Here is a 26,990-nt window from a genome sequence, read left to right on the forward strand (position 1 = left end):
AGTCTGCGGCAAAGCTCTGGTGCATGAGACTCGGGGTGGCCGCGGGAGCGACAGCGGCAACGATCGTCGGCGCGTCGGTTCCGATCACGGGGATGCTGGCCGGCTACCCGGTCCTGACCGGCCAGGCCCTGCGCTACGCCCTCGCGGCGGCCATCCTGCTGCTGGTCGCGCGCCGGCTGCCGGTGCCGTCGTGGCGCGACCTCCCGCCGCTGCTCGGCGTGGTGCTCACCGGCATGCTCGGCTTCAACGCCCTGCTCATCGCCGCCCAGCAGTACGCGGAACCCGGTTTCGTCGCCGCCGTCATGGGTGCCTCGCCGATCGCCCTCGCCCTGCTCGCCCGGCAACGGTCGCTTGCCGCGATCGTCGGCGCGGTGGTGGTGGCCGCGGGTGTGGTGGTGTTGTCCGGCGGTGGCGCGTGGCACGGCCCCGGCCTGCTGCTCGCCCTGCTCACGATGGCCGGCGAGGTCTGCTTCACGCTGTTCGCGGTCGGTGTGGTGAAACGGCTCGGCGTGCTCGGCGTGGCCACCTGGACGTGCATCATCGCGGCCGTCATCGGGTCCGTCCTGGGCACGTTCGTCGGCGGCTGGCAGGTGCCCGACGCGAAGCAGGCGCTTGCGCTCGTGTCGCTCGCCGTCCTCGTCACCGCGCTGGCGTTCGGCCTCTGGTACTTCGCCGTGCACCGCCTCGGCTCCGACCGCGCGGGCGTGCTCATCGGCCTGATGCCGGTCGCGGGGCTGGCGGCGTCCGTGCTGCTCGGCGTGCAGGACCTGACGTTCGCGTCCGCGGTCGGCGTCGTCACCGTGACGCTCGGGTGCGGCATCGCGCTGCACAAGGGCGGTAAATCGCGTGCGGTCGAGGAACCGGCGCCCATAGCGTTGGGTCAGTGACCGACGCTGCCGCTCTGCTGAGCGCCTACGACACCCAGGCCCGTCCCGCCGAGTGGGCGAACGCGGTCCCCGGCGCCCCCGTGCACCGCGACGGCCCGGTGTTCCGGGTGGAGGGCCCGCACGGCGGCACCGTCGCGGGCCTGCCCGACCTGGGCGTCACCGGCGCCGAGCTGGACGCCCTGATCGCACGGCAGCGCGACGTCTTCGCGCGGCGCGGTCAGCCGGTCGAGTGGAAGACCTGGGCCCACGACCGGCCCGCCGGCCTGCCGCGGCGCCTGGAGGCCGCCGGGTTCGCCGCCGAGGACCGGGAGACGGTGTTGATCGGCCTCGCCGAGGAGATGACGGCGCCGGTCGAGGTCGCCGGCGTGGTGCTGCGGGAGACGCGGGCCGAGGCCGACCTGCGGCGCATCGGCGACTGCCTCGGCGAAGTGTGGGGCAAGGACTGCGGCGCGCTCGTCGACCGGCTGGTGTCGATCAAGGACGACCCGGACGTGGTGATCGTCGTCGCGGAGGCCGGGGACGTGGTCGTGTCGTCGGCCCGGCTGGAGGTCGTGCCGGGCACCGAGTTCGGCGGGCTGTGGGGCGGCTCGACGCTGGAGCGGTGGCGCGGGCGCGGCATCTACCGGGCGCTGGTGGCGCACCGGGCGCGGATCGCGGTCGAGCGCGGCGTCCGGTACCTGCAGGTGGACGCGTCGGAGGACTCACGGCCGATCCTGGAACGGCTCGGGTTCACGGCTGTGACGACCACGACGCCGTACGTGTGGCGGCCGTAGACGCGGCTGGCCATCCCGGGCGCTGCGCGTATCGTGGAAGCACGTGCGGTTCATCGAAGGGCATCGACCCTCTTACGACCTGACCTACGACGACGTCTTCCTCGTCCCCGGCCGCAGCGCCGTGGAGTCGCGGTTCGGCGTCGACCTGTCCACCTCGGACGGCACCGGCGCCACCATCCCGATCGTCGTGGCGAACATGACGGCCGTGGCCGGGCGCAGGATGGCCGAGACCATCGCGCGGCGCGGCGGGATCGTGGTCATCCCGCAGGACGTGCCCACGGAGGCCGTCGCGGAGATCACCGCCTGGGTCAAGGAGCGGCACCCGGTCTGGGACACGCCGCTCACCCTCACCACCGGTGACGCCGTGGCGGACGCGCGCAACCTCATGCACAAGCGTGCGCACGGCGCGGTTGTCGTCGTCGACGACGGTGGGCGGCCCATCGGTGTGGTGGACGAGGCCGCGTGCACCGGGGTCGACCGGTTCGCGCGCATCGGCGACGTCATGAACACCGACGTCCTCCTGCTGCCGCTCGACACCAAGCCGCAGGACGTCTTCGAGCACCTGCACCACAGCACCCACAAGATCGCGCTCGGCGTCGATGAGCAGCAACGGCTGCGCGGCGTGCTGACCGAGCTCTCGGCGTTGCGGGCGGAGATCTACAAGCCCGCCACCGACGACGACGGGCAGCTGCGGATCGCCGCGGCGGTCGGGGTCAACGGCGACGTCAGGGCCAAGGCGGAGGCGCTGCTCAAGGCCGGGGTGGACGTGCTGGTGGTCGACACCGCGCACGGGCACCAGGAGAAGATGATCGGCGCCATCCGCGCGGTTCGCGAGGCGAGCCCGACCGTGCCGATCGCCGCGGGCAACGTGGTCACGAAGGAGGGCGTGCGGGACCTCGTCGAGGCCGGTGCGGACATCATCAAGGTCGGCGTCGGACCGGGCGCGATGTGCACCACCCGCATGATGACCGGCGTCGGCCGGCCGCAGTTCAGCGCCGTCGCCGAGTGCTCCGCCGAGGCGCGCGGGCTCGGCAAGCACGTGTGGGCCGACGGCGGCGTGCGGCACCCGCGGGACGTGGCGCTGGCGTTGGCGGCGGGCGCGAGCAGCGTCATGGTCGGCAGCTGGTTCGCCGGCACCTACGAGTCGCCCGGTGACCTGCAGCGCGACGAACGCGGGAATCTCTACAAGGAATCCTTCGGAATGGCGTCGAAGCGGGCGGTCACGGCGCGCACGCGCAGCGACAACGCGTTCGACCGTGCGAAGAAGGGCCTGTTCGAAGAAGGCATCTCGACGTCGAAAATGCGGTTGGACCCGGCGCGCCCGAGCGTGGAGGATCTGCTCGACGCGATAACGTCCGGCGTTCGCTCGGCCTGCACGTATGCGGGTGCGACCTCGCTGGAGGAGTTCCACGACAAGGCAGTTCTCGGCATCCAGTCCGCTGCTGGCTTCGCGGAAGGGCGGCCGTTGCCAGGGGGTTGGTGAGAAATGGACGACGCGGTCTCCGTGAGAGAACTCCGCAAAATCTACAAACCAGGACAAAAGCCGGCGGTGGACGGGTTGAGCTTCACCGTCCGCCGCGGTGAGGTGTTCGGCCTGCTCGGCCCGAACGGGGCCGGCAAGACGACCACGGTCGGCGTGCTCACCACGCGCGTCCGCCCCACCTCGGGGCAGGCGCTCGTGGAGGGCGTCGACGTGGTCGCCGACTCCAAGCGCGCACGGCAGCTGCTCGCGGTCGTGCCGCAGCGCAACAACCTCGACCGCTCGCTCAACGCACGGCAGAACCTGCTGTTCCACGCCGCCTACCACGGCATCGGACCGAAGGAACGCCAGCAGCTCGCCGACGACATCCTCGAACGCATGGGGCTGAAGGACCACCGCAACGCGCTCGTGGACACGCTCTCCGGCGGTCAGGCGCAACGGCTGATGATCGCCCGCGCGCTCATGCACCGCCCGAAGGTGCTGTTCCTCGACGAGCCGAGCACCGGGCTCGACCCGCAGGCCCGGCTCTTCGTCCACGAACGCGTCGCCGCACTGCACGCCGAGGGCGTCACGGTCGTGCTGACCACGCACGACATGGACGAGGCGGCGAAGCTGTGCGACCGGGTCGGCATCGTCGACCACGGCAAGCTGCTCACCCTCGACACGCCCGCGGAGCTCACGAGGAACCTGCCCGGCAGCAACACCGTCAGCGTCACGGTGAGCCCGAACGGCCACGAGCCCGCGAAGATCAACCAGGTGCTGTCCGAGGTGGACGGTGCGCAGCGGGTCGAGGAGGTCGGCGGGATGTACCGCGTGTACACCGACGCCGACACCGCGGTCACGCTGCCGGCGGTGCTGAACGTGCTGCGCGACCTCGACGTCGTCGTCAGCGACGTGGCGATCGGCAAGCCCAGCCTGGAGGACGTCTTCATCCACCTGACCGGGCGGGAGCTGCGGTGAGCCAGTTGCGCACGTTCAAGGCGATCCTGTGGCGCGACGTCTTCGTCACCGGCCGCGAGCTGCCGAGCTTCCTCGCGCAGGTCATCATCCAGCCGTTCTTCATCCTCTTCATCTTCGCGAAGGTGCTGGGGGACATCGGGTACGTCCAGGACGACTTCGCGCAGGTGCTGCTGCCCGGCATCATCGCGATGAACGGGTTCCTGGGCGCGCTGCAGAACACGACACTGCCGCTGGTGCTGGACTTCTCGTGGACGCGGGAGATCGAGGACCGGCTGCTGGCGCCGATCTCCATCCCGCTGGTCGCGGTGGAGAAGATCGTGTTCGGCGCGATCCGCGGGTTCTTCGCCGCGGTGCTGATGGTGCCGGTCGGGTTCGTGATGCTCGACGTCTCCTGGCAGTGGTCGGGAATCCCCGGTGCGCTGCTGGTGATCGTCCTGGGCTGTCTCGCGGGCGGGTCGGTCGGCATGGTCATCGGCACGTCGGTGCCCGCGCGCCGGGTCAACGTGATGTTCGCGGTGATCCTGACGCCGTTGCTGTTCACCGGTTCGTCGCAGTTCCCGTGGCGGTCGCTGAGCGACGACCTGCTGTGGTTCAAGGTGGTCTGCGCGCTGAACCCGTTGACGTACGTCAGCGAGGGCATGCGGGCGGAGCTGGTGCCGGAGGTGCCGCACATGCCGCTGCCGGTCGTGCTGCTGGTGCTCGTCGTGGCCATCGCGGGCTTCGGCGGCCTCGGTCTGCGCGGCTTCATGAGGCGCGCGCTCGACTAGGGCCTGTGTCCTGGCAGAGAACGGGAAACGGCCCCGCGCGGTGGGAACGCGGGGCCGTTCCGTCCACTCAGGACACTACGAGGCGTAGTCCTCCAGCATCTCCGTGACGAGCGCCGCGATCGGCGACCGCTCCGAGCGGGTCAGGGTGATGTGGGCGAAGAGCGGGTGGCCCTTCAGCTTCTCGATCACCGCCGCCACGCCGTCGTGCCGCCCGACCCGCAGGTTGTCGCGCTGCGCCACGTCGTGCGTCAGCACCACCCGCGAGTTGCTGCCCAGCCGCGACAGCACGGTCAGCAGGACGTTGCGCTCCAACGACTGCGCCTCGTCCACGATCACGAAGGAGTCGTGCAGCGAGCGGCCGCGGATGTGGGTGAGCGGCAGGACCTCCAGCATCCCGCGGTCCAGCACCTCCTCCAGCACCGCCTGGCTCACCAGCGCGCCGAGGGTGTCGAACACCGCCTGCGCCCACGGTCCCATCTTCTCGTTCTCGCTGCCGGGCAGGTACCCGAGCTCCTGGCCGCCGACCGCGTAGAGCGGCCGGAACACCACGACCTTGCGGTGCTGCCGTCGTTCCATCACCGCTTCGAGACCGGCGCACAGCGCCAGTGCCGACTTGCCGGTGCCCGCACGTCCGCCCAGCGAGACGATGCCGACATCGGCGTCGAGCAGCAGGTCCAGCGCGATCCGCTGCTCAGCGGACCTCCCGTGCAGTCCGAACGCCTCCCGATCCCCGCGCACCAGCCTGATCTGCTTGTCCGCGGTCACCCGGCCCAGAGCGCTCGACGTGCCCGCCAGCAACCGCAGACCGGTGTGGCAGGGCAGCTCGGCGACGTGCTCCAGGCCCTCGTACTGGGCCGGGTCGACGACGTTCTCCTTGAACAGGCCGTCCACCAGGGACTGCGGAGCGTCCAGGTCGGACATCCCGGTCCAGCCGGACAAGGTGACGTCGTGCGCCCGGTACTCCTCCGCGGGCAGGCCGACCGATCCGGCCTTGACCCGCAGCGGCATGTCCTTCGTCACCAGGGTGACGTTGCGCCCCTCAGCAGCGAGGTTGAGGGAGCACGCGAGGATCCGGGCGTCGTTGGAGTCCGTTCGGAAGCCTGATGGCAACACCTCCTGGTCGGAGTGGTTGAGCTCGACGTGCAAGGTGCCCCCCAGATCCCCGATGGGGATCGGCGAGTCGAGGCGACCATGCCGCAAGCGCAGGTCGTCGAGCAGGCGCAGGGCCTCCCTCGCGAACCAGCCCAGTTCGGGGTGGTGGCGCTTGCCCTCCAGCTCGCTGATCACCACGAGCGGGAGCACGACCTCGTGCTCCGCGAACCGGGTGGGGGCGAGCGGGTCGGACAGCAGTACCGACGTGTCCAGCACATACGTGGTGATGGCCGGAGCGGCGGACTTGCGCCGGGAGGAGGATGTGCGCGATGAGCCTGAGGAACGGCTCGCGGGACGTCGTGCGTTCACGGCAACTCCCTCACGAACGCGGCACCCGCGTCCGCTCCTCGCTGGGCCAGGCACCACCCTGATCGACCGTCCCGCCCTTTCAGGCTGGTCGGCCACGAGGGCCGGGTGCCGGCCCCCTCGCGACGTCGTCTGCCACGATCAGAGCCTCCCTGCGCGGTCCGCAGTGGTCGCGTCCCGCCACTTCCGAAGTTACCTGCGGAAGTGCCACGTGTGCATGAAGCCACACAGGTGAATCCGAACTTGTCATCTCCGCGAAAACTGGACGAAACGTGGTCGCGGAGGTTTATCCGCAGGTCAGGAGCCGCTCTCGGCGGCGTTGCGGGCGAGCCACGACAGCCCTTCGCGGACCTGGGCCCGCAGGGACTCCGGCACCAGCGGCTCGTCGAGGAGCCTCAGGTACCGGGACTCGAGCGACTCACCGGGCGCGCGGACGTCCAGCCAGGCCCTGACCAGGCGCACCCCCTCGACGTACGTCGTCGTGTACGCGCGCCACAGCGGGTCCGCCAGAAAACGCACCATCTGCCGTGCGCGGCGGTCCGGCACCAACAGCCACTTGCGCAGGTACGCGACGACGTCGTCCTGGTCGGCACCTCGGTCGTGCAGCATCAGCGCGGCGTCCTGCCGCACGGTGAGCAGACCGGCCGCCGCGGCCTCGACCTCTTCGGACAGTCGGCCGTCCATTCGCAACCCGAGGTCGCGCAGGACCTCCTCGGTCCACAGGCCCCAGCCGGGCCCGACGACGGCGTGCAGCCCCAGGTCGGCCATGCCCTCGGCCATCAGGCACTGCGGCGTGTTGATCAGGAAGATCGACTGCTCGGCGTGCCCGCGCCGGTGGACGAGCCCGGCCTCCTTGCGGCAGTGCTCGGTGTGGTGGCCGGGGTAGGACTCGTGCGCGACCAGGTGCGGCAGGTTCGACATGCGGTGGCCCATGTCGGCGTTGATCGCGACCCTGGACCGGTAGCCGCCCAGGTAGTAGTTGAAGCCGCTCCACGGCTTGTTCGTGACGACCTGGTACTCGACGATCTCCTGCTCGGGCAGCGCGTACCGGTGCCGCACGCGGTCCCGCAGGGCGCTGGACAGGGCCTGCACGCACCCCTGGAGCCGCCGTTTCGGCACCTCGTCGTCCGCGCGGAAGTCGGCCAGCCGGTCGCCCAGCGACCCGCGACCGGGCAGCAGCGCGTCGAGGTTGCGGTGCGCCTGCGCGTACGCGTCCTCGTCACCGGGGCGGATGCGCACCTGGAAGTACTGCTCCACCTCGTCGACGAACGAGATGCGCTCGCCGGCGAGCTTGCGCGCGTTGCACTCCATCGCCCTCAGGTGCGCGTCGAGGAACTGTTTGCGCTGGTCGGCGAGGTCGGCGCAGTCCAGCAACTCCGCGCGCAGCTGCCGGGCGTGCCCGGCGAGCGCCCGCGGGTCCAGGCGCGGTTCGTTGTCGACCGCGCGGCTCAGCGCCGGGTCGCCGGTGTACGAGTCCACGAACCCCGACCTCAGCCGCCCGAGCCGCAGCCCCAGCACCAGGTACCTGCGCACCAGCTCGCCTGCGTCCATGAGCAGGAGAGCGTAGAGCGTGTACCACAGCGTCCCGGTCGCGGCCGAATCGCGAAACGAACACCACCTGAAGGGGGAATGTTGTTGATCATGCCGTCACACAATGGGGGCAACGGGAGCATCAAGCCAGATTCCCGCGGGTAGCTTTTCTGCACGAGAACCCCACCGTCCGGAGATCCCCGAAGACTCCGGAAATGACGGGGAGACCCGACATGAAGGAGAACGACGTGAAGAAGGTTTTCGCCGCGGTCGCCGCTGCTGCCGCTCTGTCGCTCGCGTTCGCCCCGGCCGCCATGGCCGGCGAGGGTGACGACCACCACGGCCACGACCAGGGCCACCACAACTACTACCACGGCTTCCACCAGTCGAACGGCCCGCTGCTCAGCGTGCTGAACGGCAACAACGTCAACGCCGTCGTCGGCGCCTGCGGCAACAACGTCGGCGTGCTGGGCGCCGCGGTGCCGATCAACTCGCCGAGCATCACGGAAACCTGTGCCGCCGGCGGCATCGTGGACGGCGACGACGTCAACTTCGAGGGCTGATTTCCGCCTTCGGGTTAATTCCCGGGTCCAGGGACGTCATTTGATGGCGTCCCTGGACCGTTTCCGGCAGTAGCACCCGTTCACGAGGAGAAGAAATGCTGAAGAAGGCGTGTGCCGCTGCGGCCGCCGCGGCTGGCCTGATGATGCTCGGCGTCGGCATGGCCTCCGCGGCCCCCGATTTCGACCAGTCCAACGGCGGGCTGCTGAGCGTGCTGAACGGCAACAACGTCGACGCCGTCGTCGGTGTCTGCGGCAACAACGTCGGCGTGCTGGGTGCGGCCGTGCCGGTGAACTCGCCGAGCATCACCGAGACCTGTGCCGCCGGCGGCATCGTGGACGGCGACGACGTCAACTTCGAGGGCTGACGTCCTCACGCACGAACGGGGCGCCCACCTTCGCCGTGGGCGCCCCGTTCCGCGTGCGGGTCACTAGCCGCCGTAACGGCGGTGGCGCTTGGCGTACTCGCGCATCGCCCGCAGGAAGTCCGTGCGCCGGAAGCCGGGCCAGTACGCCTCGCAGAACCAGAACTCCGAGTGCGCCGACTGCCACAGCATGAACCCGGACAGCCGCTGCTCCCCGGACGTGCGGATGATCAGGTCCGGGTCCGGCTGCCCCGAGGTGTAGAGGTGCTCGGCGATGTGGTCGACGTCCAAGACCTCCGCGAGCTCCTCGATCGTCCCGCCGCGCTCGGCGTGCGCCTGCAACAGCTTGCGGACCGCGTCCGCGATCTCCTGCCGCCCCCCGTACGCCACGGCGACGTTGACCTGGATGCCGGTGCGGTCCCTGGTCTTGGCCGCCGCGGTCGTGAGCCGCTCGGCGTGCTCCCGCGGCAACATGTCGATCGCACCCACGTGCCGCACCCGGAACGGGTTGCCGTCGGCGGCGAGCTCGTCGGTGATGTCGGCGATGATGTCCAGCAGCGGCGCGAGCTCGTCGGACGGCCGGTTGAGGTTGTCCGTGCTCAACATCCAGAGCGTGACGACCTCGACCTTCGCGTCACCGCACCACTCGAGCAGCTCCAGGATCTTCCGCGCCCCCGCCCGGTGCCCGTGCGCGACGTCGGTGAACCCGGCCTCCCGAGCCCACCGCCGGTTCCCGTCGAGCACGACACCGACGTGCTTGGGCACCTGCGTCCCGCTCAGCTCGCGCCGGAGAATCCACTCGTAGAGGTGGATAGCGACGTCTTTCACACGCGTGCGGAGTGCCACGTCCGAACAGCGTACGCCGTGCGGAGTTCATCACTGATCCATGGTCGGAAACCTACGGTGGCGTAACCTGTTGTCCTGTGACCGCTGCTGCGCCTCTTCCCCCACAGCCCGGACTGCGGCCGCGCCTGCGTGGATGGCTGCACCTCTGGTCCTTCATAGTCTCCGTCGCCACCGGTGCCACGCTCATCGCGCTGGCGGCCTCCACGGTGTCCGGCCTCGCCGCACTGGCGACCTCCGTCTACGGCGCCACCGTCGTGGGCCTGTTCGGCGTCTCCGCGCTGTACCACCGCGTGACGTGGCAGTCCGAACGCGTCCGCACGTGGATGAAGCGCCTCGACCACTCGATGATCTTCGTGTTCATCGCCGGCACCTACACCCCGTTCGCACTGCTGGCGATGGACCGCGACACCGGCCACGTCGTGCTCTGGGTGGTCTGGCTCGGCGCACTGGCCGGCGTGACCCTGAAACTGGTCTGGCCGCACGCCCCCCGCTGGCTCGGCGTGCCCATCTACATCGCCCTGGGCTGGGTGGCCGTCTTCGTCCTGCCCGAACTGCTGCACCACGCCGGGGCGGCCGCTCTGGTGCTGCTGCTCGTCGGCGGGCTGCTGTACACCGCCGGGGCCGTGTTCTACGCGACCCGGTGGCCGAACCCGTGGCCGCAGGTGTTCGGGTACCACGAGTTCTTCCACGCGGCCACCGTGGTGGCGGCCATCTGCCACTACATCGCCATCTGGCTCGCGATGTACTCGTGACCTGCGGTTTTCGGTCTAGCGGATCTTCCAGGCCGTCATACTCGTCCACATGACACGAGTGAGATGCCAAGCGGTGCGCTGGGTGAGCGATGAACCTCAACCGGGTTGGGTCGAGGTTCAGCTCACCGACGCCGACGGAGCGGTCTGGAGCCTCTTCGACAAGCCGCCGGTGTTCGATGCGGATGACCGGCTGACGCCCGACGCGGTGTACCCGGTCGAAGTCGAGCTGGACTGCGAGATCGTGTCGCGCCAAGCCGACGCCGGCGGCCGCGATCTGATCACCATCTCGACCCGGCGTCCCCGGGGCGTTGAAACGGAGACCGGCCGAGACCAGTTCACGGTCGCACCAAGTCAGCTCATCCGTGCCTAGCTGCAGCATCACGCCGTCTCCAGGCTGACGGCCTTCCTGCTCTTGTCGCCGCTGAACGGCATCAGGTGCGTGTAGACGCGACGGACCGGACGCGTTCAGCCTCCGAGGAACTCCACCCTCAGCGCCCGATCCACCACGAGCGCGCGGAGGTCGTCGAAGCGACGCCCCCGCGCACCCGGTCCTGCCGTGCTCCCGACGGACGACCTGGGCGTCAACGTCCGCCGCGGGCCATCCGCAGCACGTCCAGCGCCTCGTCCAGCTGCTCCTCGCTCAGCTTCCCGGGCACGTGACCGCGCTCCAGCACCACCGCGCGGATCGTCTTGCGCTCCTTCAGCGACTGCTTGGCGATGGAGGCGGCCTCCTCGTAGCCGAGGTAGCGGTTCAGCGGCGTCACGATCGACGGCGACGACTCCGCGTACTCGCGCATCTGCGACTCCTGGGCCTCGGCGCCCGCGAGCACCTTGTCGGCGAGCAGGCGGGCGACGGCGGCGAGCAGGCGGGAGGACTCCAGGACGTTGCGGGCGATCACCGGGAGCATCACGTTCAGCTGGAAGTTGCCCTGGGAGCCGGCGAACGCGACCGCGGCGTCGTTGCCGATGACCTGGGCCACGACCATCATCGTGGCCTCGGAGATCACCGGGTTGACCTTGCCGGGCATGATCGAGCTGCCGGGCTGGAGGTCGGGCAGTGCGAGCTCGCCGAGGCCGGTGCGGGGGCCGGAGCCGAGCCAGCGGAGGTCGTTGGCGATCTTGAACAGGGCCACGGCGGTCGCGCGGAGCTGGCCGGAGATCTCGACCACGCCGTCCTGGGTGGCCTGGGCCTCGAAGTGGTCGCGGGCCTCGGTCAAGGGGAGGCCGGTCGCGGTGGCGAGCTCGGCGGCGACCGCCGCGCCGAACCCCTCGGGGGCGTTCAGGCCGCTGCCCACGGCGGTGCCGCCGATCGGGAGCTCGGCCAGGCGCGGGATCGAGGCGTTCAGGCGTTCGACGCCGTAGCGGACCTGGGCGGCCCAGGCGCCCGCCTCCTGGCCCAGGGTGATCGGCACGGCGTCCATCAGGTGCGTGCGGCCGGACTTGACCAGGTCGGACCACTCAAGAGCACGCTGCGAGAGCACCGACTCCAGGTGTTCCAGTGCCGGGACGACGTCGGTCACCACGGCTTCCGTTGCGGCCACGCGCAGGGTCGTGGGGAACGTGTCGTTGGACGACTGGGAGGCGTTGACGTGGTCGTTCGGGTGGACGTCACGGCCCAGGGAGCGCGTGGCGAGGGTGGCGATGACCTCGTTGGCGTTCATGTTCGACGACGTGCCGGAGCCCGTCTGGAAGACGTCGACCGGGAAGTGCTCGTCGTGGGCGCCGGAGGCGACGTCGTCGGCGGCCGCGGCGATCGCGGCGGCGACGTCGTCGGGGAGGACGCCGAGGCGGGCGTTCACGCGGGCCGCCGCGGCCTTCAGCAGACCGAGGGCGCGGATCTGCGCGCGTTCCAGGCCTCGACCGGAAATCGGGAAGTTCTCGACCGCGCGTTGGGTCTGGGCACGCCACAATGCGTCGACCGGCACGCGGACCTCGCCCATCGTGTCGTGCTCGACGCGGTACTCCTGTTCAGACATACCCCGAGTCTCTACGCTCGATCACAGCACTGCCACCCACCACTGGCAGAAGGGCACCACTCATGGAGCGTGACGTCGACCTCCTCATCGTGGGCGCTGGTCCCACGGGGTTGTTCGCCGCTTACTACGCAGGCTTCCGGGAACTCTCCGTCGCACTCGTCGACGCCCTGCCCGAACCGGGCGGCCAGGTGACGGCGATGTATCCGGAGAAGATGATTTTCGACGTGGCCGGGTTCCCTGCGGTCCGCGGCCGAGACCTCGTCAACGGGCTCGTCGAGCAGGCGGGCCAGTTCAAGCCCACCTACCTGCTCGGCCGGCAGGCGCGAACCTGCGAGTCCACTGAGGACGGTCTGCGGGTCGGGCTCGCGGACGGCACCACCCTCAACGCCGGCGCGGTGCTCATCACCGCCGGCATGGGCGAGTTCAACCCGCGTCCGCTGCCCGCGGGCGACGGCTGGCTGGGGCGCGGCATGGTGCACTTCGTGCCGGTGCTCGCCGAGCACGCCGACCAGCACGTCGTGATCGTCGGCGGTGGCGACTCGGCGTTCGACTGGGCGCTGGCGCTGCACCCGATCGCCGCGAGCGTCACGCTGGTGCACCGCAGGGCGAACTTCCGCGCGCACGCCGCGACCGTGCGGCAGGTCCGCGAGCTGGGCATCGAGATCATCACCGACGCCGAGGTGCTCGCGCTGCGCGGCACACCGCTGTCCGAAGTGGACGTCAAGGTCAAGGGCGAGGACGTCAAGACGCTGCCCGCCCACACCGTGGTCGCCGCGCTCGGGTTCACCGCCGACCTCGGGCCGATCGAGTCGTGGGGCCTGGAGCTCGACCACCGCGCGGTCGTCGTCGACACCACCATGCAGACGAAGATCGACCGCGTCTACGCGGCGGGTGACGTCGCGCAGTACCCCGGCAAGGTCAAGCTGATCGCGACCGGGTTCGGCGAGGCGGCCACGGCGGTCAACAACATCGCCGTGGCGCTCAACCCCGGCGCCCACCTCTTCCCGGGGCACTCCAGCAACGCCGGCTGACCACGACCCGGCACCGCGCGCTACGGCAGCGGTGCCGGGTCGTGCTTCGCGATGGCCTGGAAGATGATCGACGTCCGGAAGCCGACGATCTCCTTGCGCTGGCTCAGCCGGTCCACCAGGAACGCGTGCAGGTGCTCGTTGTCCTGCGCGCTCACGTGGATCACGAAGTCGTCGCTGCCCGCCATCACGAACACCGACTGCACCTCCGGCAGTCCGGCGGCGAAGTTCTGGAACGCGTCGATCACGGCTCTGCTGAGCGGGCGGACCTGCACCGACACCAGGGCCTGCACCGAGCGGTTCAGCGCGATCGGGTTGATGTCGGCGTGGTAGCCGCGGATCACGCCGCGTTCGCGCAGCAGCCGGGTGCGTTCGAGGCACGTCGACGGCGCCACGCCCACCTTGCGCGCGATGTCGCGGTTCGACTGCCGGGCATCGCGCTGCAGTTCCCGCACGATCGCCGAATCAAGTTCGTCCACCACGCCTCCCGCCTGCCTCTGCCGAACAAGGTTCGGCACAGCATCCACGACCTTGGTCATCACCCTAACTTCAGGTGCGGATGTTGTTGGAAGTTCGGGGAGGACACGAGATGTGGGAACACGAGCGGCTGGTCGTGCGCACCGGGCGGAGGTCGGGGATGACCACGATGGTCGCCGTCCACTCGTCCGCGGCGGGCCCTGCGGTCGGCGGCTGCCGGATGAAGGCCTACCCGGCGGTCGGGGACGCCATCGCCGACGTGCTGCGGCTGTCCAGGGCGATGACGCTCAAGTGCGCCGCGGCCGGCCTCGCGCACGGAGGTGCGAAGAGCGTGATCGTGGCCGACCGGCCGCTCACGCCCGAGCTGCGGCGGGCGGTGCTGCTCGACCACGCGGAGCTCATCGAGGAGTTCGGCGGGCAGTACCGGGCGGGGCCGGACGTCGGGACCGGGCCGGACGACATGCTGGTGCTGCGCGAGATCACCCCGCACGCGTACTGCCTGCCGGAGGAGCACGGCGGCACGGGCTCGTCGAGCGGGCCCACGGCGCGCGGGGTGCTGGCGGCGCTGCGCGCGGCGGCCGAGGAGGTGTTCGGGAACGCGGACCTGACCGGGAGGAAGGTCGTCATCAGCGGGTTCGGGTCGGTCGGCGAGCTCATCGCACGGGGGCTGCCTGACGCGGACGTCGTGGTGTCCGATGTGGACCGCAGCAGGCGGACCGGCGAGTTCGGCTGGGTGGAGCCGGAGCAGGCGTACACGACGAAGGCCGATGTGCTGGTGCCCGCGGCCGTCGGCGGAGTGCTGAGCTCGGAGGTGGTGCGGTCGCTGGACGTCCGGCTGGTAGTCGGCCCGGCGAACAACCAGCTGACCGACGACGGCGTCGCGGACCTGCTGGCCGAACGCGGGATCGTGTGGGTGCCCGACCACGTCGCGGGCGCGGGCGGGGTCGTCTACACGCTCGCACGGGAGGACGAGGGCCTCGACCACGAGGCGGCCCTCAAGCGCGTGGACGGCATCGCCGGGACCGTCCGGCGCCTGCTGCACGGCGGCTGACCGCGCGACGAACCCGCCGGAGTCCACTTCGGACCCCGGCGGGCACGTCACCACTCGATCAAGGAAGGACCTGCACCTGCTCGCCGACCACCAGGTTGTCGTAGAACACCTGCGAGGCGTCGAGCGTCATCCGGATGCAACCGTGCGACTGGACCGCGATGTCACCCTGGTGGAACGCGATACCGGTCGTGGTGAAGTACACCGCGTTCGGCATCGGGCCGTTGTAGGGGACGCTCCAGTCGTTCTTCACCTTGCGCAGTACCGAGAACGTGCCGACGGGGGTTTCGTGCCCCGGCTTGCCGTGGCTCACCTTCACCGGGCCGTAGCTCGTCTTCCCGTTGTAGACGAGCCATGCCAGGTTCGAGTGCTTCTCCAGACACGCTCCGTTGTAGACGGTGCACCCCGCCTGAGCCTGAGCGGGAGTGGCGAAGGCCGCCACACCGAGGAGCAGGAGCACCGTCGTGATCAGAACTCGCATCCTCATCACCCCTCGGTGATGGGATAACCACCCTCAGGTGACTTCAATCATGTTCGGATGCACCCCGGCCACGGCACGAGCGGCGGTCGCGACGCGGAGGACCCGCCTCCCGCGATGAAGGGGAGACGGGTCCTCGGGGCTGCGCTTACCGCCGTGCGACTAGACGGTGCCGGCGTACTGGCTGATCCACGAGCGGAAGTACGGGACGTCCACGTAGATCGACGGGGCCTGGGCGCAGTTCGCGCCGCCACCGGAGCGGCTGGTCGCGCCGATGAGCTCCCAGCGGCCGTTGATCGACTTCACCTCGGGGCCACCCGAGTCGCCGTAGCAGGCGCCCTTGTTGCCGTCGGTGTTGTTGGTGCAGATCTCCGACGCGGCGCTGATGCCGGAGCAACGGCTGTCCGAGACGATCGAGGTGTTCAGCTCCTGCAGGGTGACCGGAGCGCCACAGGCACCGCGGACCGGGCAGGTCTGGCCCCAGCCGATGATGCGGGTGGCGGTGCCGACCGGACCGGACGTGGCCGCGACGGGGGCGGGCGCCTGGCTGACCGAGGTGCTGAGCTGCACCAGCGCCAGGTCGGCCGACGGGTGCGTGACGATCCGGGACGCGCCGGTGACCGTGCCGCCGCTGGTGCGGTTGGTCGTGCCGATCCGGGTGCGGATCGAGGCCGCCGAGGAGCCCTGGACGCAGTGCTTCGCCGTCACGACCCAGTTGGCCTTGATCAGCGTGCCGCCGCAGAAGTGGCTGCCGGAGGTGCTCTGCAGGGAGACCATCCAGGAGTAGACCTGCGTGGCGTTGCCGCCACCCACGATCATCGGCGAGACCTCGCCGTCAGCGGTGGGGGTGGGGGCCGCCGTCGCCGAGACGGCCGAGGCGAGCAGAGCGCCCGCGGCCACGACGAATGCGGAGAACAACGAACGTGCCCTCATCGTTGAGTTCCTTTCCTGAACCCGGCGCAGGGTTGCCGGGGTCAGGACGGAAACTAAGGACAAAACCGACCCGGTCACTAGGGTCACTCGGAGGGTGACAGTCCGTTGACGGTTCACAGATTCACAGCGACCTACGGCAGCGGCTGCTGGACGTTCTCGGGCGCGTCGAAGTCCACCGAGGCGTATTCGCGCAGCTTGTGCAGGCTGTGGAAGCCGTCGATCATGCGCACCGTGCCGGACTTGGACCGCATGACGATCGACTGGGTCGTGCAGCCACCCGCCCGGTAGTGCACACCGCGCAGGAGGTCGCCGTCGGTCACGCCGGTGGCGCAGAAGAAGACGTTGTCGCCCGACACGAGGTCGTTCGTCGTGAGCACGCGCGACAGGTCGTGGCCCGCGCCGATCGCCTTCTCGCGCTCCTCGTCGTCCTTGGGCCACAACCGGCCCTGGATCGCGCCGCCGACGCACTTGAGCGCCGCCGCCGCGATGATGCCCTCCGGCGTGCCGCCGATGCCCACGAGCATGTCCACACCGGACGTGGGACGTGCGGCCGCGATCGCGCCCGCCACGTCGCCGTCGGAGATGAAGTGGATGCGCGCGCCGGCCTTGCGCACCTCCCGCACGATCGACTCGTGCCGGGGGCGGTCGAGGATGCACACGTTCACGTCGGACACGTCGCTGTGCTTGGCCTTCGCCACCCGGCGGATGTTCTCCGCGATCGGGGCGGTGATGTCGATGACGTCGGCCGCCTCCGGGCCCACGGCCAGCTTCTCCATGTAGAACACGGCGGACGGGTCGAACATGGCGCCGCGCTCGGCCACGGCCAGCACGGCCAGCGCGTTCGGCATGCCCTTCGACATCAGCGTGGTGCCGTCGACCGGGTCGACGGCCACGTCGCACTCGGGGCCCTCGCCGTTGCCGACCTCCTCGCCGTTGAACAGCATGGGCGCCTCGTCCTTCTCGCCCTCGCCGATCACGACGACACCGCGCATCGACACGGTGTGGATCAGCTTGCGCATCGCGTCGACCGCGGCGCCGTCACCACCGTTCTTGTCGCCGCGTCCCACCCACCGGCCGGCGGCCATCGCCGCGGCCTCGGTGACGCGCACGAGCTCCAGCGCCAGGTTCCGGTCCGGGGCTTCGCGACGTCGTTCCGCGGGGGTGTTCACCATTGCGCGCCTCCATGCGACTACTCAGCGTGCCGGGTTTGTGATCGGCAATCTGAATCCTTGCACGGGATCACGCCTGCGAAACGTCCTCCTCGACCACGGCGAGAGCTGCATCGATTCGCTCGCGCGCACCGGCGAGATGCTGCTCACACGTCTTGGCGAGCGCCTCACCGCGTTCCCAGAGCGCGAGCGAGTCCTCCAGCGACAGGCCACCGGCCTCCAGCTTGCGGACCACCTCGACCAGCTCGTCGCGGGCGGCTTCGTAACCCAGTGTTTCCTTCTGTGCTTCCGGACTCACGCGGACTGGCTCCTCAGACGGCTCAGCACGGTCGCGACGGCCAGGTCGTACCCGACCAGCGCCTCCGCGAACTCCTCGCCGTCACCCTCTCGCACCGCCTCGTCGATGAGCGCCTCGGCCTCCGCGACACGCCGGTACTGCACCGTGCCCGCGGTGGCCTCGCTCAGGTCGTGCAACGTCAGGATCAGCGTCCGGCGGCTCGCGGTGTCGCAGTCGCCCACCAGATCGGTCCAGCACTCCGCCGCGGCCCTGTTCGCCGCCTCCGCCTTGGTGCGCAGCCCGGACGCGCACGCGCCGGCCGCCTCCATGGTCAGGGGCAGGAACACGGCATCACGCATCATCGGTACCTCCCCCTCCCGCATCGGTTCCCGCGCTGGTCACCACAGCGCGCACTGCTCCGTCAACGACGCGCACCCGCAGCTGTGTTCCGCCGGGGGCGTCCGTCACGGACCGCAACACACCGTCCGGCCCGTCGGGTGTGACGAGTTGCACAACGGCATATCCGCGCGCCAGCGTGGCGGCTGGTCCCAGGGTCGTCAAGCGGGCTTTCGTCCCGGAGAGGTGGACGTCCTCGCGGTCGAGACGTTGCGTGACCGCTCGCCGTCCCTGCTCCCGCAGCCGGTTCACCTCTTCGGCCCTGCGGTCGAGCGGACCGTGCGGGTCCGAAAGCACAGGTCGTGAGCGCAGCTGGTCGAGCAGGCGGCGTTCGCGGTCGACCCAGCCGTGCAGCGCGCGCCGGCCGCGGTCGCGCATCTGCCTGACCCGTTCACCCTCCTCGGCGACATCGGGAACCACCCGTTTGCCCGCGTCGGTGGGCGTCGAACACCGCACGTCAGCGACGTGGTCGATGAGTGGGGTGTCCGGTTCGTGCCCGATCGCGGACAGCACCGGCGTGCGGCACGACGCGACCGCGCGGCACATCGCCTCGTCGGAGAACGGCAGCAGGTCCTCCACGCTGCCGCCGCCGCGGGCGATGATGATGACGTCGCACTCCGGATCGCGGTCCAAAGTGGACAGTGCGGTGATCACCTGGGTGACCGCGGTCGGGCCCTGCACGGCGACGTTGATGACGCGGAAGTGCGCGCCGGGCCAGCGGTTCCGCGCGTTCGTCAGCACGTCCCGCTCCGCCGCGGAGGCGCGTCCGGTGACGAGCCCGATCTTCTGCGGCAGGAACGGCGGCCTGCGCTTGCGGCGCGGGTCGAACAGGCCCTCGGCGTGCAGCAGCTTGCGCAGCCGTTCGATGCGGGCGAGCAGCTCGCCGATGCCGACCGCGCGGATCTCGTCCGCGCGCAACGAGAGCGTGCCGCGGTTCGGGTAGAAGCTGATCTTGCCGTGCACGATCACGCGACTGCCCTCGGTCAGCTGCAGCTCGCGCACCATCCCCGAGCTCGCGGTGATCGACATGGACATGTCGACGCTCGGGTCGCGCAGCGTCAGGAACGCCGTGGAGCTGCGGGCGTTCAGCTGCGTCACCTGGCCCTCGACCCAGACCTCGCCGAGCCGGTTGATCCAGTCGAGCAGCTTGCGCGCGACCGTCCGCACCGGCCACGGGTTCTCCGGCGTGGATTTGTCGGTCACTGAGCCTTGACCGTCGCGATCCGCCGGTTGAGCATGCCGATGAACTCCGGCCGCGCGGCGTGGTCCAGCTCGTAGCGCAACAGCTCTTCGAGGTGCTCCAGCGACAGGTTCCGCAACCGGGCGCGCAGCTGGGCGATCGTCAGCTCGTCGTAGGACGGCAGGAACTCCGGCACCTCGGCGAGCGCGCGTTCCTCTTCCTCCCACGGGTCACCGGCGGGGGTTTCCTGAGAAGTCGTGACCGGCGTCTCGTCCTCGTCGAACGTCGCCCACTCCGGCTCCTCCTCCGCGGGCCTCAGTCCGGAGAGGACGTCGTCGCCCTTGATGGCGAGTTCGGTCACATGCTGCTGCACCCGCATGGAGAGCTGCATAGCCTCGCTGACCACCGTCAACGGGAGTCCGGCCAGCTGCTGCGGCAGCTTGCGGGCCTGTTCGAGGGCGGTCACCGCGAGCCCGGCGGCGACTCGGACACCCAGTGGCAGTGGCTTCATACCTCCTAGCCTGCCGCACCAGCGCGGCAAATGCCTAGGAACGGTCCTGGGTACCCTGGAGGCATGCCCAAGCGAGTCCTGTTGGCGAAGCCGCGTGGTTACTGCGCGGGCGTTGATCGTGCCGTCGAGACGGTCGAGCTCGCCCTCGAGAAGTACGGCGCTCCCGTCTACGTGCGCAAGGAGATCGTCCACAACAAGTACGTCGTGGAGACCCTGTCCGACCGAGGCGCGATCTTCGTCAACGAGACGGACGAGGTCCCCGAGGGCGCGCTCGTGGTGTTCTCGGCGCACGGCGTGTCGCCCGCGGTGCACGCGGAGGCCGAGCAGCGGTCGCTGCGCACCATCGACGCGACCTGCCCGCTGGTCACCAAGGTCCACAAGGAGGCCGTGCGGTTCGCCAAGGAGGACTACGACATCCTCCTGATCGGCCACGAGGGCCACGAGGAGGTCGAGGGCACCGCCGGTGAGGCACCCGACCACGTGCAGCTCGTCGACACCGCGGAGGACGCGGCCACCGTCGAGGTGCGCGACCCGAACAAGGTGATCTGGCTGTCGCAGACGACGCTCTCGGTCGACGAGACCATGGTGCGCGTCCGGCAGCTCAAGGACCGCTTCCCCGAGCTGCAGGACCCGCCCTCGGACGACATCTGCTACGCCACGTCGAACCGCCAGACCGCGGTGAAGACGATGGCGCCGTCGTGCGACCTGGTGCTGGTCGTGGGCTCCAAGAACTCCTCCAACTCGGTCCGCCTGGTCGAGGTGGCGCTGCAGCACGGCGCCAAGGCCTCGTACCTCATCGACTACGCCAAGGAGGTCGACCTGGCGTGGCTCGAAGGCGTCGAGACCGTCGGCGTCACCTCGGGCGCGTCGGTGCCGGACCTGCTCGTGATGGAGCTGCTGAAGTTCCTGGAGACGCACGGTTACGGCGAGGTCGAGGAGATCACCACGGCGAACGAGCGGATCACGTTCTCGTTGCCGCGCGAGCTCCGCAAGGACCTCGTCCGCTAGTCCTCCGAAGTGCACGCGGGGACCTTTCGTACTCTCACTGAGTACGAAAGGTCCCCGCGTGCCCTCAGCCGAGGTTGTGCGGGGTGTGGTTGAGCGGGCTGGGCCCGGACAAATGAGTCAGGGTGTTTCAGCAGCTCAGCGGTCGTCGCGTGGGGGGCGGGGTCGGCGCTGGCCGGCCGGGCGCTCGCCGCGGGCGGCACCTTCCGGGCGCGGGCGGCGGGCCGGAGCACCCTCCGGACGCGGACGGCGTGCAGGGGCCCCCTCAGGACGTGGGCGGCGCGGACGCTCCTCCGGCTCGTCGACGACCTCTTCGCGCGCGGGCTTGCGAGCGGGCTTGTTGCGCGACTTGATCTCGGCCTTCGCCTCGCGGACCTCGTCCGCGCTCGGCCGGTTCGGGTCCTTCTGCAGGAAGATCCGCACGATGCCCAGCGCCACGGTGACGGCGGTGGTGATCGCCATGACCGGGAAGCTGTCGATCAGCGGCTTGCCCAGGCCCAGCGCCATGGCGGCGAGGCCGCCCTTCTCCACCCCGCCGGTCATCAGGACCAGCAGCGGCACGGTGGCGGCCAGCACGAGCGGCGGCTGCACCATCGGCGCGAACAGGCTGCGGCGCTGCACCAGCAGGATCGCGGCGAGCGCGCCGAGGAAGAACGCCACGTTGAACGTCCAGCCGACCGTCTTGGTGCCGCTGATGTCGATGAACGCACTGATGGCCGCCGGGATGAACGCGCAGAGGATCGCGGCCCACCACGGGATGCCCTTGAACGACCCGCCGATGGCCCGGTAGTTCCACGGCACGGCGTCGTAGTCCTCGACCTCGTCGAGGTCGTCCTGACGGTCACGCAGCTCACTCACGAGGCACACGGTAGCCGTTCGGCCATTCGGTGTTCGTCAGTCCGTGGTTATCTCACGAGAAAGCAACCCGACTGCACGCTCTGTGCGTTTTATGCGGACTGTTCGTCCGCCCTTCGGACGATCGGGAGGGGCGTTGGGGTGGCGGAGGCGTCGGTGAGCGGCTCCACGCTCGCGCGGAACCCCTCCAGCGCGTCGAGCTCACGGCGCCGCGCGCTGAGGAAGCGCTGCAGGTGGGTGGAGGAGAGGTTGACCGCGTCGATCGCGGCGTCTGCGGCCCGGTGGGCCCGCCCGGCCTGCACACGGACCTGTTCGACGTCGTCGGCCAGTGCCCGTTCGGTCACCGCGAACATCGCGGAGGACGCGATCACCGCGAACCCGGTCGGGCCGCACAGGAACACCCGGCGGTCGAGCAGCCAGCGCAGCAGCTCCGGGTCGGTGTCCAGGGCGGCGACGACGGCGCCGTCGTTGGGGACGAACATGATCGTGCCGTAGATCGCGTCGGCCCAGCGCTGGTAGCCCTTGCCGGCCAGCTCCGCGGCGCGCGAGCGGATGTTGCGGACGTGCACCCGCAGCGCGTCCCGGCGTTCCTGCGGGTCGTCGGTCTCGACCGCTTCCGCCCAGGTCGCCATCGACATCTTCGAGTCGACCGGGACCGCGCGGCCGCCGCCGACGTTGAGCACCATGTCCGGCCGCACCGAGCCGCCGCCGGCCACGTCCGTCTGCAACGTGTAGTGCAGGTTCTCCCTCAGGCCGAGTGCGCGCGCCGTCTCGACGAGCACCTGTTCGCCGAGCTCGCCGCGGCCGGAGACGCTGGAGAACGCCACCTCGTACCGTTGCAAAGCCGCTTGCTGGGCGTCCACGCGCGCGCGTTCGGCCTGGATGGCGAGCATGGCCTCGTCGGTCCGGCGGACGCCGTCCTGGTACAGGCGCCAGACGAACACCAGCGCCCCGGCGCACACGAGGGCCAGGACGAGGGAGGCGGTGATGATCACTGCGGTCACGGCACCGATGATGCTCCACCACCGATGTGAACTCGATCGGGTGACACGCCGGGAACCCTGGCGGAGTTTGGTCGGACCCCGTCTCTACGGTTGGGCCCATGCGGATCCTGCACACCTCCGACTGGCACGTGGGGCGGACGTTCCACGGCCGGGACCTGCTCGTGGAGCAGGAGTCGGTGCTGGGCGGCCTCGCCGACCTGGTCGCCTCCGAGCGGGTCGACGTGGTCGTGATCTCCGGCGACCTGTACGACCGGGCGGTGCCGTCGGCGGACGCGGTGTCGTTGTGCGCGCGGGTGCTGATGCGGATCAGGGCGGCCGGCGCGCGGATCGTGATCACGCCGGGCAACCACGACTCGGCGGCGCGGATCGGCGTGTTCGGCGAGTTCGCGGCGGCCGGCGGGCTGCACCTGCGCACCTCGATCGCCGAGCTGGCCACGCCCGTCGAGCTGGCCGACGAGCACGGACCCGTTGTGCTGTACGGCATCCCGTTCCTGGAACCGGAGCCGGCCCGGCACGTCCTGGGAGTCGTGGAGAAGGGTCACGCCGGGGTGCTGACCGAGGCGATGCGGCGGGTGCGGGCCGACCTGGCCGGTCGCGCGGCGCGGTCGGTGGTGCTGGCGCACGCGTTCGTCACCGGCGGGGCGCCGTCGGAGTCGGAGCGCACCATCGCGGTCGGCGGCGTGCAGGACGTGTCCTCCCGGGTGTTCGAGGGCGTGGACTACGTGGCGCTGGGGCACCTGCACGGGCCGCAGACGTTGGCGGACAACCTGCGGTACTCGGGCAGTCCTTTGGCCTACTCGTTCTCCGAGGCGCGGCACCGCAAGTCCGTGTGGCTGGTGGAGCTCGACGAGGGCGGCCTGGTCGGCGTGGAGCGGCGCGACCTGCCGGTGCCGCGGGCGCTCGCGACGGTGACGGGCACGCTGGAGGGCGTGCTGTCCGACCCGGCGCACACGCCGCTGGAGGACCACTTCCTGTCGGTGGTGCTGACCGACCGGGTGCGGCCGATGGACGCGTTGCGGCAGCTGCAGAAGCGGTTCGAGCACGCGGTGCACGTGGAGTGGCGGCCGCAGCAGGGCCAGCAGCACACCATGACCTACGCCGAGCGGGTGCGCGGCCGCACCGACGAGGAGGTGGCCTGCTGCTTCGTCTCCGACGCGCGCGGGTCCGAGCCGTCGGAAGCGGAGAAGGCGTTGCTGCGCGAGGCTTTCGCGTCGGTCGCGAGGGAGCGGGAGCGATGAGGCTGCACCGCCTGGAGCTGACGGCGTTCGGGCCCTACCCGCGGCCCGAGGCGGTCGACTTCGACCAGCTCGGCGCGGACGGGCTGTTCCTGCTGCACGGGGACACGGGCGCGGGCAAGACGACACTGCTCGACGCGGTGGCGTTCGCGTTGTTCGGCCGGGTGCCTGGCGCGCGGGGCGACGTGAAGAAGCTGCGCTGCGAGTACGCCGACCCGCAGACGCCGACCGAGGTGTCGCTGGAGCTCACCGTGCAGGCGCGTCGGTTCCGGATCGTGCGCTCGCCGGAGTTCGACCGGCCGAAGAAGCGCGGCGGCGGCTTCACCACGCAGCCCGCGAAGTGCTCGCTGACCTGGCTGGAGGGCTGGGACGGCGAGGGCATCACCCGCATCGACGACGTGGCACGCGCGGTCGAGGACCTGCTGGGCATGTCGTACGAGCAGTTCTTCCAGGTCGTGCTGCTGCCGCAGGGCGAGTTCGCGAAGTTCCTGCGGTCGGACACGGCCGAGCGGGAGGTCCTGCTGGAGAAGCTCTTCGGCACCGAGCGGTTCCTCGACGTGGAGAAGTGGTTCCGCGACAGGCGGCTGACGGCCGGCCGCGCGCTGGACGAGCGCCGGCGCGGTGCGAACGAGCTGGTGCACCGGGTCGCCGAGGCCGCAGGCGAGGAGCCGTCCGACGAGCCGGACTGGCTGGAGGCGTTGCTCGACCGGCTGTCCCGCGCGGTGAAGGAGCTGGAGGAGCGGTCGGTGGAGACCGCGGGGCTCGCCGACTCGGCCGACGCGCTGCTCGCGCAGGCGCGCGTGCAGGCCGACCAGATCCGCCGCGTCCGCGAGGCCCGCGACCTGTTGCAGCGGGTGGAGGACGCGGACTCCGCCGCCTGGTTCGCCGAACGCGACGCCGCCCGCCGCGCCGTCCCGGTCGTGCCCGCGCACGGTGAGATCGCGAAGCTGCGGCAGTCCCACGAGTTCGCGCTGCGCGACGAGGCGCGGGCCGCCGAGGCGCTGGAGCGGCTGGGGTACGCGGGCACGGAGCTGCGGGCCGACGCCGAGCGGTTCCGCGAGGAGGCCGGTGGGCTCGGGGAGCTGGCCGCGGAGGCCGAGCGGCAGAAGGCCGACGAGCGGCGGCTGTCGGAGCTCAAGCACGCGTCCTACCAGGTCGAGCGGCGGCTGCTCGCGGTGAACGCCGAGCTGGAGGTGCTGCCGGAGGAGCTGGCGCGGTGCCGTGCCCAGCTCGACGCCGCGGCCGAGGCGTCCGCGCGGCTGGAGGGCCTGAAGGCCAAGGCGGACGCGGCCGAGGCGCTGCCCGGTGCGCTGAAGGCGTTGGAGGCGCGCAAGAACGAGCTGCACCAAGCGATCGACGTGCACCAGAAGGCCAAGGACGTGCTGCAGCAGGTCCGCCAGCAGCGCCTGGAGAACATGGCGATCGAGCTGGCGTCGGCGTTGCAGCGGGGCAAGCCGTGCGCGGTGTGCGGGTCGCCCAGCCACCCCGCTCCCGCGCAGCCGATGCTGGGCGGTGTCGGTGCCGCCGACGAGGAGGACGCGGCGCGCGACGAGCAGGCCGCGCTGGAGCAGCGCAACGCGGCCGAGAAGGCCCAGCACGCAGCCGAGCTGCGCATCCAGTCGTGCTGGGAGGTGCTGGGCTCCGACGAGCCCGCCGTCGTGGTCGCCGAGCACCGCGCCGCGGCGGAGCTCGCCCGGACCCGGTCGCAGCGGCAGACGGAGTTCGTGGCGCTGGAGGCCAAGACCCGCGAACTGGGCGCGGAGAAGTCGCGCGTCGAGCAGGACCTGGTCGGCCTGCGCACCGAGCACGCCGCCCTGACCACGACCGTCGAGGTCCGCGCCGCCCGCCTGGACGCCGCGCGCGGTGAGCACGACGACGTGCTGACCCGCCGCGACCACCTCCTGCGCCTGGCCAAGGCCCTGGTGGAGCTGGCCGACCGCCGTTCCGCCCGCGACGCCGCGCTGGCCCGCGTGACCGAGCAGGAGGCGCTGGTCGCCGCTCTCGCCGCGGAAGCCGGCTTCGCCGACGTGCCCACCGCCCTGGCCGCCGCCCGCCCGCCGGTGAAGCTGCAGGCCCTGGACGACCGCATCGCCGCCTGGGAACGCGCCCGCGCCAGCGCCACCGCCACCCTGGAGGAGCTCGCCGGCGTCGACCCGGCCACCGCCGTGGACCTCGACGAGGTGGTCGCCCAGGCCACCGCGGCCCGCACGACCGCCTCGGAGGCCGCCACCCGCCTGGCCCGCGCCCGCGGCGCGTTCGACCGCGTCGGCGAACTGGCCGCCCGCCTGCGCGCCGAACGCAAGGCGCTGGAACCGCTGGAAGCCGCCTACGCCGAGCTGGACGCGCTCACCGACGTGATCAACGGCCGCGGCCAGAACTCGAAGAGGATGACGCTGCGCTCCTACGTCCTGGCCGCCCGCCTGGAGGAGGTCGCCGTCGCCGCCTCCGCCCGCCTGCACCGCATGAGCCAGGGCCGCTACAGCTTCGTGCACTCCGACTCGGCCGGCGCCCGCGGCACCCGCGGCGGCCTCACCCTCGACGTCCTCGACGACTACTCCGGCCGCGAACGCCCGGCCAAGACCCTGTCCGGCGGCGAGTCGTTCCTCGCCTCCCTCTCCCTGGCCCTGGGCCTCGCCGACGTGGTGGCCAACGAGACCGGGGGCGCCCTCCTCGACACCCTGTTCGTCGACGAGGGCTTCGGCACCCTCGACTCCGACACCCTCGACATCGTCATGAACACCCTCGACGAGCTCCGCGCCGGTGGCCGCGTCGTAGGCCTGGTCTCCCACGTCGAGGAACTCCGCCAGCGCATCCCCACCCGCCTGCGCGTCCGCAAGGCCCGCACCGGCTCCACGCTGGAGGTGTCGCTGGCCTGACCGTCCCGCACCACCTCCAGCGCGGAGCCGGTGTCACGCGGTTGGTCGCGCCGCGACCAGCTCGCTCGGTGTTCGTCGCGCCGCCGTCGGCTCGCACGCGGTTCGCCTGCGCGCCCGCAGGCTCGCGCTCCGCTCGCGTCCACCCGCTTTGCTCAGGTGCCACT

The 26,990-nt window shown here is 70.8% G+C and carries 28 protein-coding genes; 14 read left to right on the forward strand and 14 right to left on the reverse strand.

The genetic code is table 11. The annotated features are described in order from the left end of the window. Positions 1–23 precede the first annotated feature (23 nt). From AB0A63_RS06540 to AB0A63_RS06560, 5 genes are read left to right on the forward strand one after another with little or no spacing between them, the layout of a single operon-like run. Complete coding sequence (locus AB0A63_RS06540; protein WP_360386017.1) at positions 24–887, forward strand: DMT family transporter; 864 nt, start codon at positions 24–26, stop codon at positions 885–887. Next, the gene (locus AB0A63_RS06545) at positions 884–1,660 is read left to right on the forward strand and encodes a GNAT family N-acetyltransferase (RefSeq protein ID WP_360386019.1); all 777 of its coding nucleotides are present in this window, start codon (positions 884–886) and stop codon (positions 1,658–1,660) included. The genes AB0A63_RS06540 and AB0A63_RS06545 overlap by 4 nt, the downstream gene beginning before the upstream one ends. Positions 1,661–1,703: 43 nt before the next feature. Continuing rightward, a complete protein-coding gene (locus AB0A63_RS06550; RefSeq protein ID WP_360386021.1) occupies positions 1,704–3,143 on the forward strand; it encodes a GuaB1 family IMP dehydrogenase-related protein in 1,440 nt (479 codons plus the stop codon). Positions 3,144–3,146: 3 nt separating this feature from the next. Further along, entirely contained in the window at positions 3,147–4,100 is a 954-nt protein-coding gene (locus tag AB0A63_RS06555; protein WP_360386023.1) for an ABC transporter ATP-binding protein, read from the forward strand. Then, a complete protein-coding gene (locus tag AB0A63_RS06560; protein ID WP_360386025.1) occupies positions 4,097–4,867 on the forward strand; it encodes an ABC transporter permease in 771 nt (256 codons plus the stop codon). Before AB0A63_RS06555 ends, AB0A63_RS06560 begins: the two co-directional genes overlap by 4 nt. A gap of 75 nt (positions 4,868–4,942) precedes the next feature. Here AB0A63_RS06560 and AB0A63_RS06565 read toward each other — a convergent pair whose 3' ends face one another. Both AB0A63_RS06565 and AB0A63_RS06570 read right to left on the reverse strand, forming a co-directional pair. After that, positions 4,943–6,235 (reverse strand): PhoH family protein, encoded by a 1,293-nt coding sequence (locus tag AB0A63_RS06565; RefSeq protein WP_360386027.1) that lies wholly within the window; start codon positions 6,233–6,235, stop codon positions 4,943–4,945. Positions 6,236–6,622: 387 nt separating this feature from the next. After that, a complete protein-coding gene (locus AB0A63_RS06570; protein ID WP_360386029.1) occupies positions 6,623–7,876 on the reverse strand; it encodes a DUF885 domain-containing protein in 1,254 nt (417 codons plus the stop codon). 227 nt (positions 7,877–8,103) lie between these two features. Between AB0A63_RS06570 and AB0A63_RS06575 the strand changes: the two genes are divergently transcribed. After that, positions 8,104–8,418: a hypothetical protein gene (locus AB0A63_RS06575; RefSeq protein WP_360386031.1), complete on the forward strand. Its 315-nt coding sequence runs from the start codon at positions 8,104–8,106 to the stop codon at positions 8,416–8,418. 95 nt (positions 8,419–8,513) lie between these two features. Further along, positions 8,514–8,783, forward strand: a complete 270-nt coding sequence (locus AB0A63_RS06580) for a hypothetical protein (RefSeq protein WP_360386033.1) — start codon at positions 8,514–8,516, stop codon at positions 8,781–8,783. A 63-nt stretch (positions 8,784–8,846) separates the two neighbouring features. Here AB0A63_RS06580 and AB0A63_RS06585 read toward each other — a convergent pair whose 3' ends face one another. Next, positions 8,847–9,626, reverse strand: a complete 780-nt coding sequence (locus AB0A63_RS06585; protein ID WP_360386035.1) for an isoprenyl transferase — start codon at positions 9,624–9,626, stop codon at positions 8,847–8,849. Between the two features lie 77 nt (positions 9,627–9,703). On the opposite strand from AB0A63_RS06585, the gene AB0A63_RS06590 reads away from it, so the two are divergent. Together AB0A63_RS06590 and AB0A63_RS06595 are read left to right on the forward strand one after the other, a co-directional pair. After that, entirely contained in the window at positions 9,704–10,378 is a 675-nt protein-coding gene (locus AB0A63_RS06590; protein ID WP_360386037.1) for a hemolysin III family protein, read from the forward strand. 82 nt (positions 10,379–10,460) lie between these two features. Continuing rightward, entirely contained in the window at positions 10,461–10,748 is a 288-nt protein-coding gene (locus tag AB0A63_RS06595) for a hypothetical protein (RefSeq protein WP_360386039.1), read from the forward strand. Positions 10,749–10,959: 211 nt separating this feature from the next. Here AB0A63_RS06595 and AB0A63_RS06600 read toward each other — a convergent pair whose 3' ends face one another. After that, positions 10,960–12,354 (reverse strand): class II fumarate hydratase, encoded by a 1,395-nt coding sequence (locus tag AB0A63_RS06600; RefSeq protein WP_360386041.1) that lies wholly within the window; start codon positions 12,352–12,354, stop codon positions 10,960–10,962. Between the two features lie 62 nt (positions 12,355–12,416). Between AB0A63_RS06600 and AB0A63_RS06605 the strand changes: the two genes are divergently transcribed. Then, positions 12,417–13,385, forward strand: coding sequence for an NAD(P)/FAD-dependent oxidoreductase (locus AB0A63_RS06605; protein ID WP_360386043.1), 969 nt, complete (start codon positions 12,417–12,419; stop codon positions 13,383–13,385). A gap of 20 nt (positions 13,386–13,405) precedes the next feature. Here AB0A63_RS06605 and AB0A63_RS06610 read toward each other — a convergent pair whose 3' ends face one another. After that, positions 13,406–13,861: an Lrp/AsnC family transcriptional regulator gene (locus tag AB0A63_RS06610; RefSeq protein ID WP_360386045.1), complete on the reverse strand. Its 456-nt coding sequence runs from the start codon at positions 13,859–13,861 to the stop codon at positions 13,406–13,408. Between the two features lie 110 nt (positions 13,862–13,971). Here AB0A63_RS06610 and AB0A63_RS06615 point away from each other — a divergent pair, with 110 nt between their 5' ends. Next, positions 13,972–14,910 (forward strand): Glu/Leu/Phe/Val dehydrogenase dimerization domain-containing protein, encoded by a 939-nt coding sequence (locus tag AB0A63_RS06615; protein ID WP_360386047.1) that lies wholly within the window; start codon positions 13,972–13,974, stop codon positions 14,908–14,910. A gap of 58 nt (positions 14,911–14,968) precedes the next feature. Here AB0A63_RS06615 and AB0A63_RS06620 read toward each other — a convergent pair whose 3' ends face one another. The 7 genes from AB0A63_RS06620 to AB0A63_RS06650 form a co-directional block, all read right to left on the reverse strand. Beyond that, complete coding sequence (locus AB0A63_RS06620) at positions 14,969–15,388, reverse strand: L,D-transpeptidase (protein ID WP_360386049.1); 420 nt, start codon at positions 15,386–15,388, stop codon at positions 14,969–14,971. A gap of 159 nt (positions 15,389–15,547) precedes the next feature. Continuing rightward, the gene (locus AB0A63_RS06625) at positions 15,548–16,318 is read right to left on the reverse strand and encodes a serine protease (protein WP_360386051.1); all 771 of its coding nucleotides are present in this window, start codon (positions 16,316–16,318) and stop codon (positions 15,548–15,550) included. Positions 16,319–16,449: 131 nt separating this feature from the next. After that, positions 16,450–17,490, reverse strand: coding sequence for a class II fructose-bisphosphatase (gene glpX / locus AB0A63_RS06630; protein ID WP_360386053.1), 1,041 nt, complete (start codon positions 17,488–17,490; stop codon positions 16,450–16,452). Between the two features lie 67 nt (positions 17,491–17,557). Then, the gene (locus AB0A63_RS06635; protein WP_360386055.1) at positions 17,558–17,785 is read right to left on the reverse strand and encodes an exodeoxyribonuclease VII small subunit; all 228 of its coding nucleotides are present in this window, start codon (positions 17,783–17,785) and stop codon (positions 17,558–17,560) included. After that, on the reverse strand, positions 17,782–18,126 hold the full coding sequence (locus AB0A63_RS06640) for a sugar ABC transporter substrate-binding protein (protein ID WP_360386057.1): 345 nt from the start codon (positions 18,124–18,126) through the stop codon (positions 17,782–17,784). The genes AB0A63_RS06635 and AB0A63_RS06640 overlap by 4 nt, the downstream gene beginning before the upstream one ends. After that, positions 18,116–19,363: an exodeoxyribonuclease VII large subunit gene (gene xseA, locus AB0A63_RS06645; RefSeq protein WP_360386059.1), complete on the reverse strand. Its 1,248-nt coding sequence runs from the start codon at positions 19,361–19,363 to the stop codon at positions 18,116–18,118. The genes AB0A63_RS06640 and xseA overlap by 11 nt, the downstream gene beginning before the upstream one ends. Next, the gene (locus AB0A63_RS06650) at positions 19,360–19,851 is read right to left on the reverse strand and encodes a lipid droplet-associated protein (RefSeq protein WP_360386061.1); all 492 of its coding nucleotides are present in this window, start codon (positions 19,849–19,851) and stop codon (positions 19,360–19,362) included. The genes xseA and AB0A63_RS06650 overlap by 4 nt, the downstream gene beginning before the upstream one ends. A 63-nt stretch (positions 19,852–19,914) precedes the next feature. Here AB0A63_RS06650 and AB0A63_RS06655 point away from each other — a divergent pair, with 63 nt between their 5' ends. Further along, entirely contained in the window at positions 19,915–20,859 is a 945-nt protein-coding gene (locus AB0A63_RS06655; protein WP_360386063.1) for a 4-hydroxy-3-methylbut-2-enyl diphosphate reductase, read from the forward strand. Between the two features lie 135 nt (positions 20,860–20,994). On the opposite strand, the gene AB0A63_RS06660 is transcribed toward AB0A63_RS06655, so the two are convergent. Then, the gene (locus AB0A63_RS06660) at positions 20,995–21,714 is read right to left on the reverse strand and encodes a DUF6542 domain-containing protein (RefSeq protein ID WP_360386065.1); all 720 of its coding nucleotides are present in this window, start codon (positions 21,712–21,714) and stop codon (positions 20,995–20,997) included. Between the two features lie 89 nt (positions 21,715–21,803). Further along, entirely contained in the window at positions 21,804–22,715 is a 912-nt protein-coding gene (locus AB0A63_RS06665; protein WP_360386067.1) for a DNA recombination protein RmuC, read from the reverse strand. Between the two features lie 98 nt (positions 22,716–22,813). Between AB0A63_RS06665 and AB0A63_RS06670 the strand changes: the two genes are divergently transcribed. Beyond that, positions 22,814–23,953: an exonuclease SbcCD subunit D gene (locus AB0A63_RS06670; RefSeq protein WP_360386068.1), complete on the forward strand. Its 1,140-nt coding sequence runs from the start codon at positions 22,814–22,816 to the stop codon at positions 23,951–23,953. Then, positions 23,950–26,826: an SMC family ATPase gene (locus AB0A63_RS06675; RefSeq protein ID WP_360386069.1), complete on the forward strand. Its 2,877-nt coding sequence runs from the start codon at positions 23,950–23,952 to the stop codon at positions 26,824–26,826. Before AB0A63_RS06670 ends, AB0A63_RS06675 begins: the two co-directional genes overlap by 4 nt. Positions 26,827–26,990: the final 164 nt, after the last annotated feature.

The sequence above is a fragment of the Lentzea sp. NPDC042327 genome (assembly GCF_040647275.1).
Classification (GTDB): domain Bacteria; phylum Actinomycetota; class Actinomycetes; order Mycobacteriales; family Pseudonocardiaceae; genus Lentzea.

Coding starts and splice junctions, on each gene's coding strand:
- AB0A63_RS06540 (WP_360386017.1), top strand. CDS start 24: ATGAGACTCGGGGTGGCCGCGGGAGCGACAGCGGCAACGATCGTCGGC.
- AB0A63_RS06555 (WP_360386023.1), top strand. CDS start 3,147: ATGGACGACGCGGTCTCCGTGAGAGAACTCCGCAAAATCTACAAACCA.
- AB0A63_RS06570 (WP_360386029.1), bottom strand. CDS start 7,876: ATGGACGCAGGCGAGCTGGTGCGCAGGTACCTGGTGCTGGGGCTGCGG.
- AB0A63_RS06580 (WP_360386033.1), top strand. CDS start 8,514: ATGCTGAAGAAGGCGTGTGCCGCTGCGGCCGCCGCGGCTGGCCTGATG.
- AB0A63_RS06600 (WP_360386041.1), bottom strand. CDS start 12,354: ATGTCTGAACAGGAGTACCGCGTCGAGCACGACACGATGGGCGAGGTC.
- AB0A63_RS06605 (WP_360386043.1), top strand. CDS start 12,417: ATGGAGCGTGACGTCGACCTCCTCATCGTGGGCGCTGGTCCCACGGGG.
- AB0A63_RS06615 (WP_360386047.1), top strand. CDS start 13,972: ATGTGGGAACACGAGCGGCTGGTCGTGCGCACCGGGCGGAGGTCGGGG.
- AB0A63_RS06620 (WP_360386049.1), bottom strand. CDS start 15,388: ATGCGAGTTCTGATCACGACGGTGCTCCTGCTCCTCGGTGTGGCGGCC.
- AB0A63_RS06625 (WP_360386051.1), bottom strand. CDS start 16,318: ATGAGGGCACGTTCGTTGTTCTCCGCATTCGTCGTGGCCGCGGGCGCT.
- glpX (WP_360386053.1), bottom strand. CDS start 17,490: ATGGTGAACACCCCCGCGGAACGACGTCGCGAAGCCCCGGACCGGAAC.
- AB0A63_RS06640 (WP_360386057.1), bottom strand. CDS start 18,126: ATGATGCGTGATGCCGTGTTCCTGCCCCTGACCATGGAGGCGGCCGGC.
- AB0A63_RS06650 (WP_360386061.1), bottom strand. CDS start 19,851: ATGAAGCCACTGCCACTGGGTGTCCGAGTCGCCGCCGGGCTCGCGGTG.
- AB0A63_RS06655 (WP_360386063.1), top strand. CDS start 19,915: ATGCCCAAGCGAGTCCTGTTGGCGAAGCCGCGTGGTTACTGCGCGGGC.
- AB0A63_RS06670 (WP_360386068.1), top strand. CDS start 22,814: ATGCGGATCCTGCACACCTCCGACTGGCACGTGGGGCGGACGTTCCAC.
- AB0A63_RS06675 (WP_360386069.1), top strand. CDS start 23,950: ATGAGGCTGCACCGCCTGGAGCTGACGGCGTTCGGGCCCTACCCGCGG.